Genomic DNA, 17,808 nt, shown 5'->3' with positions numbered 1-17,808 from the left:
ATCCTCATTGTTTTAACATCTGAGCAAAGTCAGCTAAAGTCTGTTTGGCTTTTTCTTCATTAAGCTTACTCAATGCAAAGCCCACATGAACAAGCACGTATTCACCCACCTTAATATTTTCTGCCAGCAACACCAAAGAAATCTCTTTATGCACTCCACCAACATTAACAAGCGCCTGTTGATCTTTTTTAAGTGCAATCACTTGTGCAGGAATTGCTAAACACATTTTGTTTCTCCTTCTGGTATTTTTTAGCAGCAAACCAGGCTTGCCCTAAGCTCACACCACCATCGTTTACAGGGACAGACTCAGGAATATAAACAGTTAAACCCCTCTCTTTTAAATGCGCTAATAATAGCGTCAATAACACTTTATTCTGAAAACATCCACCACTTAAAATGACTTGTTTTATGTCTTTGACTTGTGCATTTTTATCCATCCAAACGCTTAACGCATATGCCAGCGTGCCATGAAACAAATTACTTGCCTGCGTTTGGTTTGAACTACTTAATAATGCTTTAATCAACCAAGAAATGTCCAATTGGTTGTTTGGATTTAATTTGAACAATGCTTCGTCAACGACAGGAGTAATTGCTAATGCTTCTAACTTCATAGCAGCCTCACCTTCAAAACTATTGTAATGACAGATATCTAGTAAACTTGAAATGCCGTCAAATAAGCGTCCCATACTAGTTGTAACAGGTAAACTTGAGCTATTTTGTTGTAACAAATCTAAGAATATTTTTGAATTTCGATGCTCTAACAAATACTTTGGTACACTAAGGGCAAGTTCAACACATAACGATAAGGCCATACGCCAGGGCTCTTTTTGTACTCTATCCCCACCTAGATAAATCATAGGACTAAGCTCACCTATTTGCTTAAAGCTAAGTTCAGCTATATTACAGTGATATAACTCACCACCTCTTGCAACCCCATCTTCTCCCATACCAAAGCCATCTAAAATAAGTGCTAATGCCTCTCCTTTGATGTTATGTTCAGCAATCACTGATGCAGCATGAGCTTTATGGTGTTGAATTTTATACAAAGGCAAATCAAGACGCTCAACAAAACTGGTTGTATAAAAATCCGGATGTAAATCACACCCTACTGCTGAGAACTTCATACCAAATAGCTTTTGATAATGGTGAAACGCTTTTTGAAAATACTCGATGCTATCCTGATTATCCATATCGCCGATATACTGAGACAAATATGCTTCACTCTTATCAATAAAGCAAAAAGTATTTTTTAATAACGCTCCAGCTGCAAATACGCTTGGAAGCTTCTCTTTTAGTGCTAAAGTTGTAGGTGTAAACCCTCTAGATCGACGAATCATCATCGATTTATTTGCCACAACTCGCATTACACTATCATCACTTTGCATAGCAATTTTACGATTATCATCAACGATTAAATCTGCAATAAAGTGTAATTTTTCTTTTGCTGCCATATTGTTCGCAATAATACTGCCACCAGATAAATTTGCACTTGTTACGATAAGAGCAAGATCATGAGCTTGTTGTAACCACTGCTGTCCTTGAGGTTTTCCTAACAGATAATAAAAAAGCAAATAATCTAACCCTGTTGCCGGCAGCATAAAACCGAGTTCATTTAAACCAGGAGCTAAGCTACTTGGTAGCTTACAATTTTCCTTTTTGCTCAATAATACAATTGGGCGCTGTGGCAAATGCAATAATGTCGATTCTTTGTCACCTACCATAACATATTGCTTTATGCTTTCCATGTTCAAAGACATTAAGGCAAACGGCTTCTGTGGTCGAAACTTCCGTTTACGCAACAAGCTTATGGCTTGTTCATCCTGGGCATTTAGAATCAGTCTAAAACCATTATGGCTTTTCAAAGCTAAGATTCTACCTTGATGTAAAATATCGCTCATCTCATGAAAGTGATGTGACAGTTGTGGCCCACATTTTTCACAAACCGTCGTTTGAGCATGATAGCGCCTATTTAATGGATCTTGATACACTGCCAAGCAAGAAGAACATAACGGAAAATCATTAAACGTTGTTTTATCACGATCGTATGGCAAGGCATCAATCACACTATAACGTGGACCACAGTGAGTACAGCTAACGTAAGGGTAAAGGTAATAACCACTATTTGGTGAAAAGAGTTCTTGTAAACATAAGGTACAAATGGCAGTGTCAATAGGAATTTGTGTTGCACTTTCACCTTGCTCACTCTTTAAAATTTCAAAAGTAGAATATTTTTTTGCAGAATCAACAATACTCATACTGATCATTTCCAATCTTGCTAAAGTTGGCAGATGTGTTTTGATTGCGTCAATAAACAACTGAGCATGTTTGAGTGTGGTGTCTAGTATAATTTCAACACCTCTTGGTGTGTTCTGCACACTACCATTTAACTTAAAATCACGAGCCAAACGATAAATAAAAGGTCGAAAACCCACACCTTGCACAACGCCGTTTGCTACAACCTTCACACAGCCTTTCATAATTTCATACCGTGTTTATTCTTTCTTTAATCAAACTTTTTAGCCAGCTAACCCATATATTTAACCCTTGACCTGTTTTTACAGATAACTCAAACACCCTTGCCTCAGTACGAATCTTACGTATATTATCTATACAGCGCTTAGTATCGAAATCAACATAAGGTAATAAATCTGTTTTATTGATCACAACGGTATCAGCATAATAAAACATATCTGGATACTTAAGAGGTTTATCATCTCCTTCAGTTGTTGAAATCACAGCAATCCGATGATGCTCTCCTAAATCAAACATAGCAGGACAAATCAAATTGCCAACGTTTTCAATAAAAACAAAGCTATTCTCTGCTATTGCTAAATGTTCAAATGCATGACCAACCATGTGGGCATCCAAATGACATGTTTTACCCGTATTGATTTGATAAGCCTGACCACCTACTTTACGTATTCTATCTGCATCGATTTCTGTATGTTGATCGCCTTCTACAACAGCAACTAAATACTTTTGTTGAAGTGCAGAAACTGTCTTTTCAAGTAGTGAAGTCTTACCAGAACCTGGACTGGATACAAAATTTAATGCTACAGCATTTCGTTTGTCTAAATATTCACGATTATGCTTTGCATGATAATCATTGACTTCTAAAATCGCCTTTTCAATTTCAATACTATCAATTCGATGCTCATAATGGTGGTGATCATGCTCATGATAGGTATTACCTTGACATCCACAAGTTGTACACATTTTTGCTCCTTAGATGTGAAAATAAAAAAACGTTCAATTGCTCATTTCAATATTTTTAACCAACATTTCTTGACCACTTAAGATATGCTTCTCATATGATTCACAATTTGGGCAAGCCTGATATAACTTAAATAATCGATACACATAATTGCATCTTAAACACAAAGCCTTACCTTCTTTGAGCTTGACCTCCAGCTGTGCTTTTTCTAAAAGGGTGTCTTTTGCCACAACTGGAAACCAAAATCGGATTGATTCAATATCAACTCCTGCAATCTCGCCTATACTCAGTATTACTTTATTGATCTTATTGGTGCTTTTATACTTCTTTTTTATAAGCTGATCAGATACGATTTTAATGACACTCTGACAAAGAGAAAACTCGTGCATATACTAATTGTCAATCACTTTATTTATTTGCAGAGTAACACAAATCACATTTTTCACTAAAGCGTGCACTACTTATATTTAACCTTTTTATGATACAACGCAAGTTTTTGTTGATTAGAGCTTTTCATTAGCGTCATTATCAGGTTATATTGAAAGCTCACTTGAGTGTAGCTTTTTTTCTCATGTCAGATAAACGATACTTTTTAATATTTAATTGCGGTAGCTCATCAATTAAATTTGCTTTGTTTAATCATCATCAAACTATGGCTATTTTTTTTGGAATTGCAGATAAAATTGGACAAAGTGATGCTTGCTTTTCTTTCGCAAATGCAGCACAAGATAAACAAACGTTCACCCAATCTAATATGAACTATAGACTTGCATTTGGTTTGATTGTAGAAACATTGAAAAGCTATGATTTTTTTGACTGCATTACAGGCATTGGACATAGGGTTGTGCACGGTGGTCATCTTTTCAATGAAGCTGTTATTGTTGATCAAAGCGTAATTACTAAAATCAAACAACTCATTCCTTTAGCACCTTTACATAACCCTGCAAATTTAGCTGGTATCGAATTTTGCTTAACGCACTTCCCTCATATTCCACAAGTCGCAATGTTTGATACCGCGTTTCACCACAGTATTCCTGAACATATTCATCGCTATGCAATTCAAGATACATTTTATTATGATCAACACGTAAGAAAATATGGTTTTCATGGCATTAGTCACCACTATGTTGCTAAAAATGCTGCACAATATTTAGATATCGAAAGAGGCAATTTTATCAGTGCACACCTAGGTAACGGTTGCAGTATTACTGCTATCAAAGAAGGTAAAAGCATTGACACCAGCATGGGATTTACGCCACTAGATGGTCTTGTTATGGGCACACGCTCAGGCGGCATAGATCCTGGAATATTTCAATATCTACACAAACAACTAAAAATAAGCATCGATGAAATCACCACTCTATTGAATAGACAAGGTGGTCTGTTGGCACTTTGCGGCAAAAGTGATATGCGCGACATTAGTAAAATGATTACTCAAGGAAATAAAAAAGCCGAAACTGCATTAGCAATTTTTTGTCACCGTGCTGCAAGCTTCATTGCAAGTTATATGATGTATTTTGATCGTTTTGATGGTCTTATTTTTACCGCTGGAATTGGTGAAAATAGTGCTTTAGTTCGCCAAAAAATCATAAATAACCTTAATAACCTTGGTTTTAAAATCAATGATAAATGTAATCAGGCACCAAAAACATATACTGAAATTCAAGCACACAACAGTAAGCGCATCATGGTACTTCCAACCAATGAAGAACTGATGATTGCACAAGCATGTCAGCACTTAATTTAAGTCACTTTAGGAAGGAATAAACATGCCACTCCCGATTGTTTTACTGCCAACCGGTCAAAGTGTTGGACTCTTTTCACTGAAACAGGGTTTAAAACATGCACTTGAAGAACAAGGTTATACGGTTAAACTGTTTAACCCTTTATTTGACTCTAACTTATCTTCTGTCGATATTGAACAATACTTTCGCCAAAATCGTGTAAAGGCATTTTTTGAGCACCTATTGAATATTTATGATCAAAAAAGCGAAGGAACTGATATTATACTAATTGACGGCATATTTATCAAAGAACACAATCATAATGATTTTAAATGGCTCAACACATTTACTTCTCTTTTTAATTCCACTCTGATTCATGCTTTTAATGCAGATGTCGTATTAATCGCAAGACAAGGCAATAAAAACCTCTTAGAGCTTGAAGCACAACTTGAACACTATAAACAGCAAATTCCTAGCCAATCGCTTGTTGGCGCCATTATCACCAAACTCAATGCCCCTATTGATAAATATGGTAATAACCGTTTTAGCTTATTAGATGAATCTTTACCTTCTGTTATGACTAACATGATCACAACAGCAAATATTAAGGAAATGCCTATTTTTAAAAACCATAATTTGACCCTGCTTGGTGTGACCTATTGGCAAGATAAACTTGCTTTTCCACGTGTTATTGATATTGCCAATTGGCTTGGGCTTTCAGCTGTACACGAAAACTTTGACCACAATCGGCGAGTTCAAGTCGTTACTATGTGCTCACGTACTATCGATCACGTTGTAGATGAGCTTAAACCAGGAGTGCTGATTATTACTGCTTCTGACCGTAGTGATATTATTTTGGCAACAACACTTGCGGCGCAAAAAGAAATTCAAATTTCTGGACTTATCCTTACTGCATTTTCACTGGTCAATAAAAATGTGATTGACTTTTGTTTACATACTGCTCAGCAAACTCAACTCCCGATTTTTGCGACTGAAAGTAAAAGCATTAGCACTATTTTAAAACTTGCCGATATTGACTATAGCAGCATTCCAAAAGATGACACTGAGCGCTTAGTGTTGCTTAAAGCTTTAATCGCTGAACATATTGATATTAGAAAAATTGAACAACGACTACAAAAAGGAACTATCAATAAAAAAATGTCACCTCCTGCATTTCGTCACTATCTTATTAAGCGTGCGACTGAAAAGCAAAAACGTATTGTGCTGCCAGAAGGATACGAACCACGTACAATTGAAGCCGCCATTTTTTGCACTAAACGTAAAATTGCTGAATGTATTCTACTTGGCAAACGCGAGAAAATTTTAGAAATTGCACAAAAGCATGGTTTAAGCTTCTCTGATACACTCAAAACAATTGATCCAGATAGCATCAAAGAAAAATATGTAGCACCTCTAATTGAGAAGCGTAAGCATAAAGGCATGACAGATGTTTTGGCGCGCGGGAGTTTAGAAGACACTGTCACCCTTGGCACAATGATGCTTGCCATTGGTGATGCAGATGGTTTAGTAGCTGGAGCACTAAATACCACAGCACATACCATCTCTCCTGCATTAAAAATTATTAAAACAAAACCTGAATGCTCGATTGTTTCTTCAGTTTTTTTCATGTGTCTAGAAGATCAAGTATTAGTTTATGGAGACTGTGCAGTTAATCCTGATCCTAATGCACAAGAATTAGCCGAGATTGCTATTCAAAGCGCAGAATCAGCTGATGCGTTTGGAATTGATCCTAAGATCGCGATGATCAGCTACAGCACCGGTCAATCAGGGTATGGCGTTGACGTTGACAAAGTGCGTCAAGCAACAGAAATCGTTAAACAAAAACGACCAGACTTAGTCATTGATGGACCTTTACAATATGACGCTGCAACAACATTGTCTGTTGCTTGCAAAAAAGCGCCACAAAGTCCAGTTGCAGGATATGCCACGGTACTGATTTTTCCTGACCTTAACACAGGAAATACGACTTATAAAGCCGTACAAAGAAGTGCTAATGTGCTAAGTATTGGTCCTATTTTGCAAGGTCTTAACAAGCCTATTAATGATTTATCACGAGGCGCTACAGTGGATGACATTATCTATACTATTGCAATTACCGCAATTCAGGCTGGAGCACATGAGAAAAAATAATAAAATAAACATGGTCGCAACGGGATATCCCATTTAAGAAACACTTATTTACCATACCTATTACCTTACTGCTTCCTAATTATCACGATCATACATCGCTTTAGCTATGAAGGACGTGCTCATAGTAGATCTTGCTAACCATAGGGGAAATAGCATCTTCTACCACCTGCGATAACTGACCATCCTTAACGAATAACCGCTCACCTTGAACGCCATAAAAAATGACATGACTGATATTCATATTCAACGCATTTGCCAAAGCAAGTGAAGGTGCCACACCAATATGATGAGATGATAGAGAACCCTTAATAAATTTAGATATCTCATTCGCTTTCAGACAAAGTATTTCTCCTATTCTCAGACCCGCATTCACCGCATCAATAAGAATAATTTTTTGATAACCCTGCTCTAAAAATCTAAGTAAATTCAAACCAGGTCGATCTACAATCTCAACATCAACTCTATGCTTGGCAATTAATCTTTCTTGGATGTTTTTAGCAACTAACCACCCAAATTGATCATCACCAAAAGGCGAACCAATTCCTACAATAAGGACTTTATGACTTTTTTTATTTCTCACACACCCTCTATGATTTAGTCACTTTATAAAACGAGTAAAATTGTAATGCATTGTTTTTAGATTTTCTTTTGCAATCTAAGTAAAAGCAAGCTTAACTGTTAATCTCTCTGGTTTTTAACGTATGCTTATTAGCAAACCAAAGATCAAAACTACATTCTAGTCATTGTTTTTTACTTAGTAGAACAGACGTTTGCAGTTGTATAAAATTTATATACCCTTTCTATATTCACTTTAATTCGGATTGTAACCTAAAAAATAAAAAAACATTCTGTAGAAAAAACTACCATCTTCAACGATTGTCATCTGTTTAATATTTCTATATGCTTAAACGTTCATGTGACTGCCAAACTTCCAAGTGCTTTTCATGCGTCTGAGTTTGCACAATCAATTACTAAAACTGAATCATTAAAGGATAAAAAATGCGTAGCCATTATAGCTCTGACATTAACGAAAAACTGATTGACCAACCAGTAGAAATTTGTGGTTGGGTACATCGCCGCCGTGATCATGGTGGTGTGATTTTTTTAGATATTCGCGATAGAAGTGGCTTGGTTCAATTGATTTATGAACCTCAAAACCAAGATGTATTCACACTTGCAGATCACGTTCGTCATGAATATGTGATAAAAGCTAAAGGTATTGTAAAAGCACGCCCTGAAGGTCAAGAAAATCCAAATCTCGCCAGTGGTAAAATCGAGATTGTTGGACATAAACTTGAGATTATCAGTCATGCCAAACCCATTCCATTTCAAATTGATGAACATCAACACGTTGGTGAAGATGTACGCTTAAAATTTCGCTACATTGATTTGCGACGTCCTGAGATTCAACAACGCTTGATTCAGCGTGCACGCATTTCACAATTCATTCGCCGATTTTTAGATGAGCAAGGTTTTTTAGATATTGAAACACCTTTTTTGACCAAAGCTACACCTGAAGGTGCACGTGACTATTTAGTGCCAAGCAGAAATCATCATGGCAAATTTTACGCCCTACCACAATCACCACAGTTATTTAAACAAATATTGATGGTTTCTGGTTTTGATCGCTACTATCAAATTGTTAAATGTTTTCGTGATGAAGATCTACGCGCTGATCGTCAACCTGAATTTACTCAAGTCGATATTGAAGCCTCATTTATTAATGAGGCACAATTAATGTCTATCGTGGAGAATATGATTCACTCTCTTTTCAAACATACAATCAATGTCGATCTACCACAGAAATTTCCTATTATGAGTTACGCCGAAGCGATGGATAAATATGGTTCTGACAAACCTGACCTGCGCATTCCACTTTATTTTGTTGATGTTAAAGAAATTATGAAAAATGAAGAGTTTAAAGTATTTTCTGCCCCTGCTAACGACAATAACTCTCGCGTCATTGCGATGCGTCTGGCACAAGGTAATAACAAGCTTACGCGTAAAATGCTAGATGATTATACAAAATTTGTCGGCATTTATGGTGCCAAAGGTTTAGCATATGTCAAAGTCAATAATAAAGCACAAGGTAAAGAAGGATTACAATCTCCTATTGTTAAAAATCTCTCTGAACAAGCTCTAGATAAAGTACTTGCTACAACGGGTGCTGAAGATGGTGATATCATTTTCTTTGGCGCAGGACGTACAAATATTGTTAATGACTCTATGGGTGCTCTACGCGTTAAAATTGGTGAGGATTTGCAATTACATACTAAAGAATGGGCACCACTTTGGGTTATTGATTTCCCGATGTTTGAAGAAGCAGATGACCGTTTATATGCACTACATCATCCATTTACTGCACCCAAAGTCGATTCATGTGAAACGCTGATTAGCAATCCAACACAAGCTTTATCACGTGCTTATGATATGGTTATAAACGGCTATGAAGTTGGTGGTGGTTCTATCCGTATTCATGATCAGAAAATGCAACAAACCGTGTTTTCTCTACTTGGTATTAGTGAACAAGAAGCCAAAGAGAAGTTCGGCTTTTTACTTGATGCTTTACAATATGGCGCACCTATCCACGGTGGTATTGCTTTTGGTTTAGACCGTTTAACAATGTTGATTACCCACACCACGAATATCCGCGATGTTATTGCTTTTCCTAAAACACAAACTGCAAGTTGCTTAATGACTGAAGCACCAACCGAAGTAAGTAAAGAACAGCTTTATGAGCTTGCTATTCAAACTGTTATACATGAAAAACCGCATAGCATAGAAAAACCCAAATATCAGACACTTTAAACAAGTAGGTTAAGCTTAAAACCATCTATCTTTCTCTTTTAACCATAAATCCTGCTGATTTTTTTCTTAATTTCCTCTACCATTTGACTGTTCATTTTTCGTTTTACACTTATTAAAAAAGGAACCATCATGTCAGAACATTTAGAACGAATTGCTAATGCCTATATACTTGAACAAAGGCGCACACGACGCTGGCGGATATTCTTTAGACTCTGCTGGCTTGTTGTTGCTCTTTTAATCATCGGTCTATTATTTAAAACTTTTAGCACCCCTCCCATTAAAACAGAAGACCACATCGCCTTGGTAAAAGTTGATGGTGTTATTGCTGATGATAGCAATGCTAATGCCACACGTATTAATAACAGCCTAGATGCGGCTTTTGAAGATAAAAACACCAAAGCTGTAATTATTGAAATCAATAGCCCCGGCGGCTCACCTGTTCAATCCGATAATATTTATGAACATATGCGCTATCTCCAAAACAAATATTCAAAAATTCCACTTTATGCCGTATGCCTTGATGTATGTGCATCTGGGGGTTACTATATTGCCTCAGCCGCTAAAGATATCTATACCAATAAAATGACTATCACAGGATCAATCGGTGTGCGTGCTGATGGATTTGGTTTTGTCGAGTTGTTAAAGAAAATTGGTGTAGAACGTAGACTCTATACATCCGGTAAAGATAAGGGGTTTTTGGATCCTTTTGAACCGCAAAGTGCAGCACAAGTAAAAGAAATGGAAGCAATGCTTACCCAAACACATCAAGTCTTTATCAATGCTGTGAAGGCAGTTCGAGGTGACAGACTTAACCTTAAAGCCGAAGATAAGATTTTTTCTGGCATGCCATTTTCTGGCATTCAAGCGAAAGAATATGGTTTAATTGATGACTTTGCATCTGTTGACAGTTTACAACGTGATAAATTCAATAATATGAAAGTCATTAATTTTACTCAACCGTTAAATCTATTTGATCAATTAAGTCAAAAACTGGGCACTGGAGTTATGTATCAAGCTGCTAAAGCCAGTAATTTGAAATTACAATAAAAAGATACGTGCCTCGATGAAATGGACTTCTAATCTAGATGCTCGCTCGTTTGAGCCAACTCAACTTCACAGAACCTAGTGTTAACCATTTAAATTACTCAGCAGCGCTTTACTTTATAATGGCATCCAGAGTGTAAAATTTCCGTTTTCTTTCAACCTGTCTTGCACCCTCTTGTTGAACTTGTAAGAACTCCTTACAAGTTGACTCTTCCGCCAATTCCCCCTCAGCATAGATGTTTTTCAGGTGCATGGTAATATTTTGCGGTTTCACCTGAAATAGTTCTGCCATGTGTGCCTGGGTCAACCACGCGGTTTCATCTTCAATGGTCTGGGTCAGCCAATTCAGAAACGCAGAGAATTCCTCGTAGCGTTTTCTGCCGTAAAGGGTGCGGCCGATATGCCAGTCGGATGTATGAAGGATTTTCATTGAGCCTCTACTGTTGTTTGAAGCTCTTCAACAGGTTCCTCAGTCACATCGATACTTTGCAGTAAAGCTGAATACTGATCGGGGTCATTTTCCTTGATTTTCCGCAAAATGAAGTTTGCTGTGGTCTTCATTTCTGGAACATCAATAGGTAAAACACTTCTCTCAAATACGCCCGCTAAATGGGAAAACTCATTGTTGATGCGATCCGTTAGTGACGCAGCCAATGCATCATCTCCGAAAAATCGCGCTAACTTGTCATCTTTTTCTACGGCATTGGGGTACTTGTAGTACAGGAATGCTTCAAGAAACTTCCGAGCATTGTTCCCGAAGTTGTAGTAGCAATCGTGATTCTCATTACATTCGATCTGGGCGTGGGCGCATTTATAAATTTGATGAAACAGGAAATTAAACTCTGTGACGTAGTCCTTGAGATACCGAGGCATCAATGTAATGTCACTGGCTTGATCCGTTCGGATAATGATGAAGTATTGAGACTTGTTTTTGTTCAAAGCGCCGGGAAGCCGCTTCAGATACTTCAAGAAATCCAGGTTGTGAGTCGAAATAAATAGCTGCTTAAAACGATCACGTTCCTTTAGCTCACCGCCATCTTCATATTTCCCCGGCGTTACAATCTCGGCATTAATAAGGCTGTAGACAAAAAAGATATGGTTTGCATCCAAGCTGGAAATGGGATCATCGATCCAGATGATCAGCTGGTTACCTTTAGTCTCTATGTCTTCAAGCTTGGCCATGAAGTAACAGAAAGCTATCAGGCTGCATTCACCCTCGCTGAGGTGGAATGCTTTTTTGTCGTTCCGAGTTACCTCAAACCTGTATCCAGATGATGCGTCCCCCGGGGTTTCTTCAATGGCTTTGAGGGAAAGGGACTGATGACCAAAGAAATTATTCAGATAGTCGTTTACCCGATCAGCTCCTTTGCTTTCATCTTTTAGCTGGGCCTTCAGTTCATTGATCTTTGCTCGCTTTGCATCGACCTTTTCCTTTGCAAATTTCTTAGCTTCTTCCGCCTTGCCCATTGTCTTATTCAGCGCATCAATGGCAGTGCATTCATCTTCATATTTTATATCGTTTATGAATGTATGAACTTCATGGAGGCGGAGAGCAGCACGAGCTTCCGATTGATCTGAGCTTAGTGAAGTCGTAAACTGGTTAGATTCGTTTCTGAGCTGCTCATACGAATCCCTGACCGCATTCAAATCTTCTTCAATAGACTCAGGTGTTTTAAACTCAAGAGGCGCAAAAATGTCATCTCTTCGTTTTTCGACCTGTTCTTTTATGGAGTTCAAGCTCTCACAGTAAGACGTTGATATGGTCGATAACTGTTCTGCCAGTGAATCCAAGTCAGCTGTAAAGTTAGTGTAGAAATCTGAGTTTTTGATTTTCAGTAGATTAGGAACTCGGGATCGCTCACGTTCAATCGATCCAAGTAGGGTTTCCAATGCTTGACGAAGCTCTTCAGACTCCTGATTAAAATGAATTAATGGTTTGCTCGTCATCCATAATGAAACGCAGGTTGTCCCGGACAAAGTCCTCATTGAAAACCCGAACAACCTGACCATGACTGGTTAGTGAGTTTTGGGTGGCAGTACTGCCGCCATTAAAAGCCAATTGAAACTCAGGTGAACTATATTTGTCTGAGATCGATCCGGTTTCGAGAGCTCTGAAAATCCGCGAGAGCGTTGTTTTACCGGAGTAGTTCCGGCCATAAAGAATATTGATCTTTTTAAACTCAGCGATGTTGTTGTCACCATCCCGCACAGACGATGCCCAGCGGAAGTCCTTAAAAACCGCTATGTTTTTGATCGAGTCAATTTTCTTTATCTCGCCGCTCATCGCTATTTGACCCCCTGATATTTTTTGAAGTTTTCAGCCTGCTCGAAGATCTCTTTATAGACCTCGTCGCGGTCCACAGGAGGGTATTTGTGCTTGGCAAGAAGGAGGATCAGCTCGACTTTCAATTCGGCTTTAATGTCATCACGTTCATTCCAGTCGGTAAATCTGGATTTATCATCAACGACTTTCTTAACCTCCTTGGCAAGACTCAGCAATTTGTCTTCCGGGTACTCAAAGTCATACTTGATCGCCAGAGCCAGCAGAATGTCATAAAAAGCCTTCTCCTCGAAGTCTATACCGAGGTCGCCGAAGGATTCCTTTTCCTTTTTGAGTGCATGGAACAGATCAATGATCTCATCGGTGAAGTCTTCCAGTACGTTGCTGATCAGAACATCCTGTTCCTTGCGTTCGTTGTATTTTTCCACAAGGGCTTTGAATTTCTTTGAGAAGTTTGTCCCTTTAATCTTGTTGACCTTCTTGAAGTCATCGATCGCTTTGGCCAGCAGTTGCTGCAGAAGTTTTATCTTGGTGTTCGGCAGTTTGATCTTTTCGATCTTGGCAAGGTAGTCATCATCAAAAATGTCGACTTCTTTACCGTGGTTTTCACCCATTTTGAAGATCTCTTCAACGCCGTCACTTTGGAGGGCTTCCTTTATCATCTCACGTACACGGGCATTCATTTGTGCCGTGTCAGGAGCATTGCCCTTTGTCAGCTTGAATACGATAGACCTTACGGCGAGGCAGAAGTGAATGTGGTCACGTTCCGTTTGGCTGAAAGCCTCACTTCCGCAACAAATGTCATAGGCGGCCTTTAAACGCTTAACCAAATACATGAAGCGTTTTTCAATCTCTTGAGTCACTTGAACAAATTCGGCCGCCATATTCAGGCATTCCAGCTGTTGAAGCGGGGAGCCGGAAAAGTATGCGGTTTTGTCGAACTTGTGAAACAGCTTGCCGAGCAGATCTAAATGGTCTTTGACAACAACAATCGACTGCTCGATCTCTTCAAAGTTTGAACTGTCGGTCTTGGAATACTGAGCAAGTGCCTGATTCATCTGACGCTTGATGCCGATATAGTCGACCACTAAACCTTTTTCTTTGCCTGCAAATTTACGGTTAACTCGGGATATCGTTTGAATGAGGTTGTGCCGTTGGATCGGTTTGTCGATGTAGATGGTATCCAGAAACGGGACGTCGAATCCTGCTGTCAGCCACATATCAACGACAATAGCTATTTTGAAATTTGATTTCCCATTCTTAAATTGCCTGTCCAGCTCCTTGCGGTAGTCCTTGTTTCCAAGAATGTCGTAAAGCTCCTTTGGATCATCTTTGCCACGGGTCATGATCATTTTGATCCGTTCCATTGGCTTGATTTCCTTGCGCTCCTTCTCGGTCAGCTCAGCACCTTCCTCACGGACCTTTATTTCCGCCCATTCAGGCCGCAGCGCGATAACTTCTTTGTAAAAGTCATAGGCAATCTGCCTGCTTGAACTGACAAACATGGCTTTGCCTTTTACGGTTGATCCTTCTGAAACCCGATTTTCATAGTGCTTAACAAAATCCTGAGCCAGCGCCTTTATCCGGTCGGGATCACCAAGGATGGCATTCATCTGGGCATTGGCCTTCTTGCTTTCCTCGATCTGATAGTCGGAAGCACCATCTTCCGCGCACTGGGCGTAGTAGTCTTCTATCTCCTCAAGTTTTCTGTTATCCAGCAGCACTTTTGCAGCCCGACCTTCGTATACAATACGAACCGTAATCTCATCCTTGACGGATTCCGTCATGGTATAGGCATCGATTACCTCACCAAACACGTCCAGAGTGGCATCAATCGGCGTTCCGGTGAAACCGACATAGGTTGCATTGGGAAGCGAATCATGGAGGTATTTGGCAAAACCAAAGGTGCGTGTAACGCCATTCTCTGTAACCCGAACTTTTTGATCCAGATTAATCTGGCTTCGGTGGGCCTCGTCTGAAATGCAAATCACATTGCTGCGATCCGTCAGCAGCTCAGTATCTTCAGTGAATTTGTGAATCGTGGTCAGGAAAACACCGCCGCTGTTACGACCCTTTAGTAATTCACGAAGGTGCTGACGGCTTTCCACGCTGATGATGCTTTCATCACCCACATAGCCTTTCGCATTGGTACACTGCCCGGACAACTGGTCATCCAAGTCAGTTCGATCCGTTATAAGGACGATGGTGGGACTGGAAAAATCCACGCTCTTCATCAATAACCGGGTCAGAAAAAGCATGGTGAAGCTTTTTCCGCAGCCGGTAGCGCCAAAGTAAGTTCCACCTTTACCGTCGCCCTCGGGCCTGCGATGCAACTTTATATTTTCATAAAGTTTTGTGGCAGCATAATATTGTGGATAGCGACAGACGATTTTTTCATCCTTTTTAGAGGTATCCGGGAAATAGATGAAGTTTCGGATAATGTCCCTGATCCGATGCAGGTTGAACATCCCTTTAACCATGGTGTAGAGGGAATCAATGCCATCTTTCTCAACAAGGTCTGCGCCATCGGTTTTACGCCACGCGTAGAAAAACTCATACGGGGCAAAGAAAGAACCGGCCTTATTATTGACACCGTTGCTAATCACACAAATCGCGTTGTATTTAAACAGCTCTGGAATATCCCGGCGGTACCGGGTTGTCAGCTGAACATAGGCATCGTGGATGGTTGCTTCTTCACGAATGGCGCTTTTGAATTCAAAAACCACCAAGGGCAAACCGTTGATGTATATAATGCCGTCAGGTATCCGTTTTTCGTATCCAAGGATTTCAAACTGATTCACCACCTTATAGATGTTTTGGGTGGCGTTATAAGGGGCAACTTCCTCGGCAACGACGGTTTCGACCTCCGTCGGCTTCGGCTCACGCAGTTCGGTAAGATCCCGATAATCCAGCAACTGGATATACAGATCTTTTTTGCTGCGGTCTTCACGCTTCAACAAAAAGCCATCAGAGACCATCTTCATGATGGCTTTGTTACTTTCATAAAGATCAGATGCGGAAAAGACCTCCAGCTTGCGAACAACCGACTCAACCTCACCCGAGGTAATGTTATCGGCTGCATACCGCTTAAAAAGATATGCTTTTAAATCTTCCTTGATCAGAACCTCATTGGGCTCTCTTGATATAGTTTGTCCAAGAACGTGCTCGTAGCCTTCAACTTCCAGAAGCTCGATGATTACAACTTCTAACTTTTCCTCTGTGAATTTAGCACTCATGAGCTATCCCTTTTTCTTTTTAGCCAACTCGAAATGAAAGCCCAAGATTGAATCCTCTGGCTTCTGGTCTTTCAGAGTTAGCCGCACAAATTCATCAATCGAAAATCCCTCATCAAAGTCATCACTGGGGATCATGTCTGAATTCAATGCACAGATGTATTGAAAATTATTTTCCAGCGCTTTTCGGTTCGCATGCATAAGCGCAAGTGCTCTTTGCCGAGAATCAACACCATCAAAAATGCTGCTGTCATGAAATAGAAAGTCTATGCCGCTTCGTTGGTTCATTAATTCAACAAGCATCAGGTCGTAGCAAAATATTTTCATCTTACCAACACCCTCGCTGCTGCTTTTATGAATCTCAACGTCAAGCTTATAGCCATTGTCAGTTGTGTTGACAATCAGATTTCCGGGCTCATCGTACAAAGCCTGAGAGTTCTCGTTGAATAGCGCGACTGCTTTCTCCCACTCGGTTCGATTTTGCTCATAATCACGCTGCAACTTTGTTTCTAATTCGATCTTTGAAGCCTTGATATCCTTTTTATGTTGAGCCATTTCTCGGATATTCGAAATCTTGTTCCTTATGACTTCAAGCTGTCCTTTTTTCTCAACCACACGTTCTTGAAGAACGGAAAACTCTTCCAAAGCCCCATGGGTTTCTAAGAGCCGGAGAAGTTCAGCTCGCTTATCAGATGTCGCCTTGATATTCTCTTCACTTGAAGCCAATGCATTTTTTAATTGGGTAATCTCTGATTCGAGAAACAGCTTACGGTTCTGGATAATTGCTTTGTGGAATCCTTTGGCCTCTTCAAGTGATCTTTTTATGTTGTCAGCGAAGTGTATACCGGCTTCTGAAAAAAGCTTTTCAACTGAGCTGGTATCGGGCGTTTTTTCTTCCGACACCGTTTTTTCATATCTTTCCTGCTTACGTCTTAACAATAGAGCCTTATTGGTAAGGTCATGTATTTCCCCGGTTAATCGATCTGCCTGTTCCTGCAATTCTTTATACTGGGGATGGACATTAAAAGACTTAATGGCATCAGATTCCTGCTTAAGCTCTCGTTCGATTCGAACCCGTTCCGCTTCTAACTCTCCTTGAGTGGCCACGATGCCCGCTTTGATCGCCGAGTTTAAGGCCTTTGTTGCGCTTTCTTTTTCCCTGATCTCCTGCGCTTCTGAAGCGTGCAACCAATTCAATCCCAGCAGGTATGCATTATTAGAGTTCTTTCCAAACCGTATTTAATCTAGCAAAATAGCTATTTAAAAATTAAAGGTGGATATGATCAATGAGATGGGAAACGATAAACAAGTTAGCAGCAGATGAGTTTCGTCGTTTAACAGGTGTAAAAAAGC

The 17,808-nt window shown here is 39.5% G+C and carries 14 protein-coding genes; 4 read left to right on the top strand and 10 right to left on the bottom strand.

All coding sequences use genetic code 11. The annotated features are described in order from the left end of the window. Positions 1-4: 4 nt before the first annotated feature. The 4 genes from M1V25_RS00070 to hypA are packed head-to-tail and all read right to left on the bottom strand — an operon-like array spanning position 5 to position 3,603. Positions 5-226, bottom strand: a complete 222-nt coding sequence (locus tag M1V25_RS00070; protein WP_116962972.1) for a HypC/HybG/HupF family hydrogenase formation chaperone — start codon at positions 224-226, stop codon at positions 5-7. After that, the gene (hypF, locus tag M1V25_RS00065; protein WP_498842078.1) at positions 189-2,477 is read right to left on the bottom strand and encodes a carbamoyltransferase HypF; all 2,289 of its coding nucleotides are present in this window, start codon (positions 2,475-2,477) and stop codon (positions 189-191) included. Before hypF ends, M1V25_RS00070 begins: the two co-directional genes overlap by 38 nt. 4 nt (positions 2,478-2,481) lie before the next feature. Next, a complete protein-coding gene (gene hypB / locus M1V25_RS00060; RefSeq protein ID WP_116962970.1) occupies positions 2,482-3,216 on the bottom strand; it encodes a hydrogenase nickel incorporation protein HypB in 735 nt (244 codons plus the stop codon). Between the two features lie 33 nt (positions 3,217-3,249). Beyond that, positions 3,250-3,603 carry a hydrogenase maturation nickel metallochaperone HypA gene (gene hypA / locus M1V25_RS00055; RefSeq protein WP_498842077.1) on the bottom strand — a complete coding sequence of 118 codons (354 nt, stop codon included), beginning with the start codon at positions 3,601-3,603 and terminating at the stop codon, positions 3,250-3,252. 182 nt (positions 3,604-3,785) lie between these two features. Here hypA and M1V25_RS00050 point away from each other — a divergent pair, with 182 nt between their 5' ends. Continuing rightward, positions 3,786-4,961 carry an acetate/propionate family kinase gene (locus M1V25_RS00050; RefSeq protein WP_498842076.1) on the top strand — a complete coding sequence of 392 codons (1,176 nt, stop codon included), beginning with the start codon at positions 3,786-3,788 and terminating at the stop codon, positions 4,959-4,961. Positions 4,962-4,983: 22 nt separating this feature from the next. Beyond that, positions 4,984-7,089, top strand: coding sequence for a phosphate acetyltransferase (pta, locus tag M1V25_RS00045; protein WP_498842075.1), 2,106 nt, complete (start codon positions 4,984-4,986; stop codon positions 7,087-7,089). Between the two features lie 100 nt (positions 7,090-7,189). Here the strand turns inward: pta and M1V25_RS00040 are convergent, their stop codons facing one another. After that, positions 7,190-7,669: a hydrogenase maturation protease gene (locus M1V25_RS00040; protein ID WP_498842074.1), complete on the bottom strand. Its 480-nt coding sequence runs from the start codon at positions 7,667-7,669 to the stop codon at positions 7,190-7,192. 419 nt (positions 7,670-8,088) lie between these two features. Between M1V25_RS00040 and aspS the strand changes: the two genes are divergently transcribed. Both aspS and M1V25_RS00030 read left to right on the top strand, forming a co-directional pair. After that, a complete protein-coding gene (gene aspS / locus M1V25_RS00035; RefSeq protein ID WP_498842073.1) occupies positions 8,089-9,897 on the top strand; it encodes an aspartate--tRNA ligase in 1,809 nt (602 codons plus the stop codon). 129 nt (positions 9,898-10,026) lie between these two features. Continuing rightward, positions 10,027-10,944: a S49 family peptidase gene (locus M1V25_RS00030; RefSeq protein ID WP_116962964.1), complete on the top strand. Its 918-nt coding sequence runs from the start codon at positions 10,027-10,029 to the stop codon at positions 10,942-10,944. Between the two features lie 109 nt (positions 10,945-11,053). Here the strand turns inward: M1V25_RS00030 and M1V25_RS00025 are convergent, their stop codons facing one another. Genes M1V25_RS00025 through M1V25_RS00005 form a run of 5 tightly spaced genes read right to left on the bottom strand, consistent with a single transcriptional unit; the run spans position 11,054 to position 17,643 of the window. Then, positions 11,054-11,371 carry a hypothetical protein gene (locus M1V25_RS00025; protein WP_498842072.1) on the bottom strand — a complete coding sequence of 106 codons (318 nt, stop codon included), beginning with the start codon at positions 11,369-11,371 and terminating at the stop codon, positions 11,054-11,056. Beyond that, a complete protein-coding gene (locus tag M1V25_RS00020) occupies positions 11,368-12,888 on the bottom strand; it encodes an AAA family ATPase (RefSeq protein ID WP_498842071.1) in 1,521 nt (506 codons plus the stop codon). The genes M1V25_RS00025 and M1V25_RS00020 overlap by 4 nt, the downstream gene beginning before the upstream one ends. Further along, positions 12,860-13,225 carry an AAA family ATPase gene (locus M1V25_RS00015; protein ID WP_498842070.1) on the bottom strand — a complete coding sequence of 122 codons (366 nt, stop codon included), beginning with the start codon at positions 13,223-13,225 and terminating at the stop codon, positions 12,860-12,862. The genes M1V25_RS00020 and M1V25_RS00015 overlap by 29 nt, the downstream gene beginning before the upstream one ends. 2 nt (positions 13,226-13,227) lie before the next feature. After that, positions 13,228-16,458, bottom strand: coding sequence for a type I restriction endonuclease subunit R (locus M1V25_RS00010; protein WP_498842069.1), 3,231 nt, complete (start codon positions 16,456-16,458; stop codon positions 13,228-13,230). A 3-nt stretch (positions 16,459-16,461) separates the two neighbouring features. Then, positions 16,462-17,643 (bottom strand): DUF2326 domain-containing protein, encoded by a 1,182-nt coding sequence (locus tag M1V25_RS00005; RefSeq protein WP_498842068.1) that lies wholly within the window; start codon positions 17,641-17,643, stop codon positions 16,462-16,464. Between the last annotated feature and the right edge of the window lie 165 nt (positions 17,644-17,808).

This window comes from Candidatus Nebulibacter yamunensis (assembly GCF_024208055.1).
Lineage (GTDB): Bacteria > Pseudomonadota > Gammaproteobacteria > Francisellales > Francisellaceae > Caedibacter > Caedibacter lacustris.
Note: the sequence above shows the minus strand (reverse complement) of the source record. Positions and strands in the feature narration are given on the sequence as shown.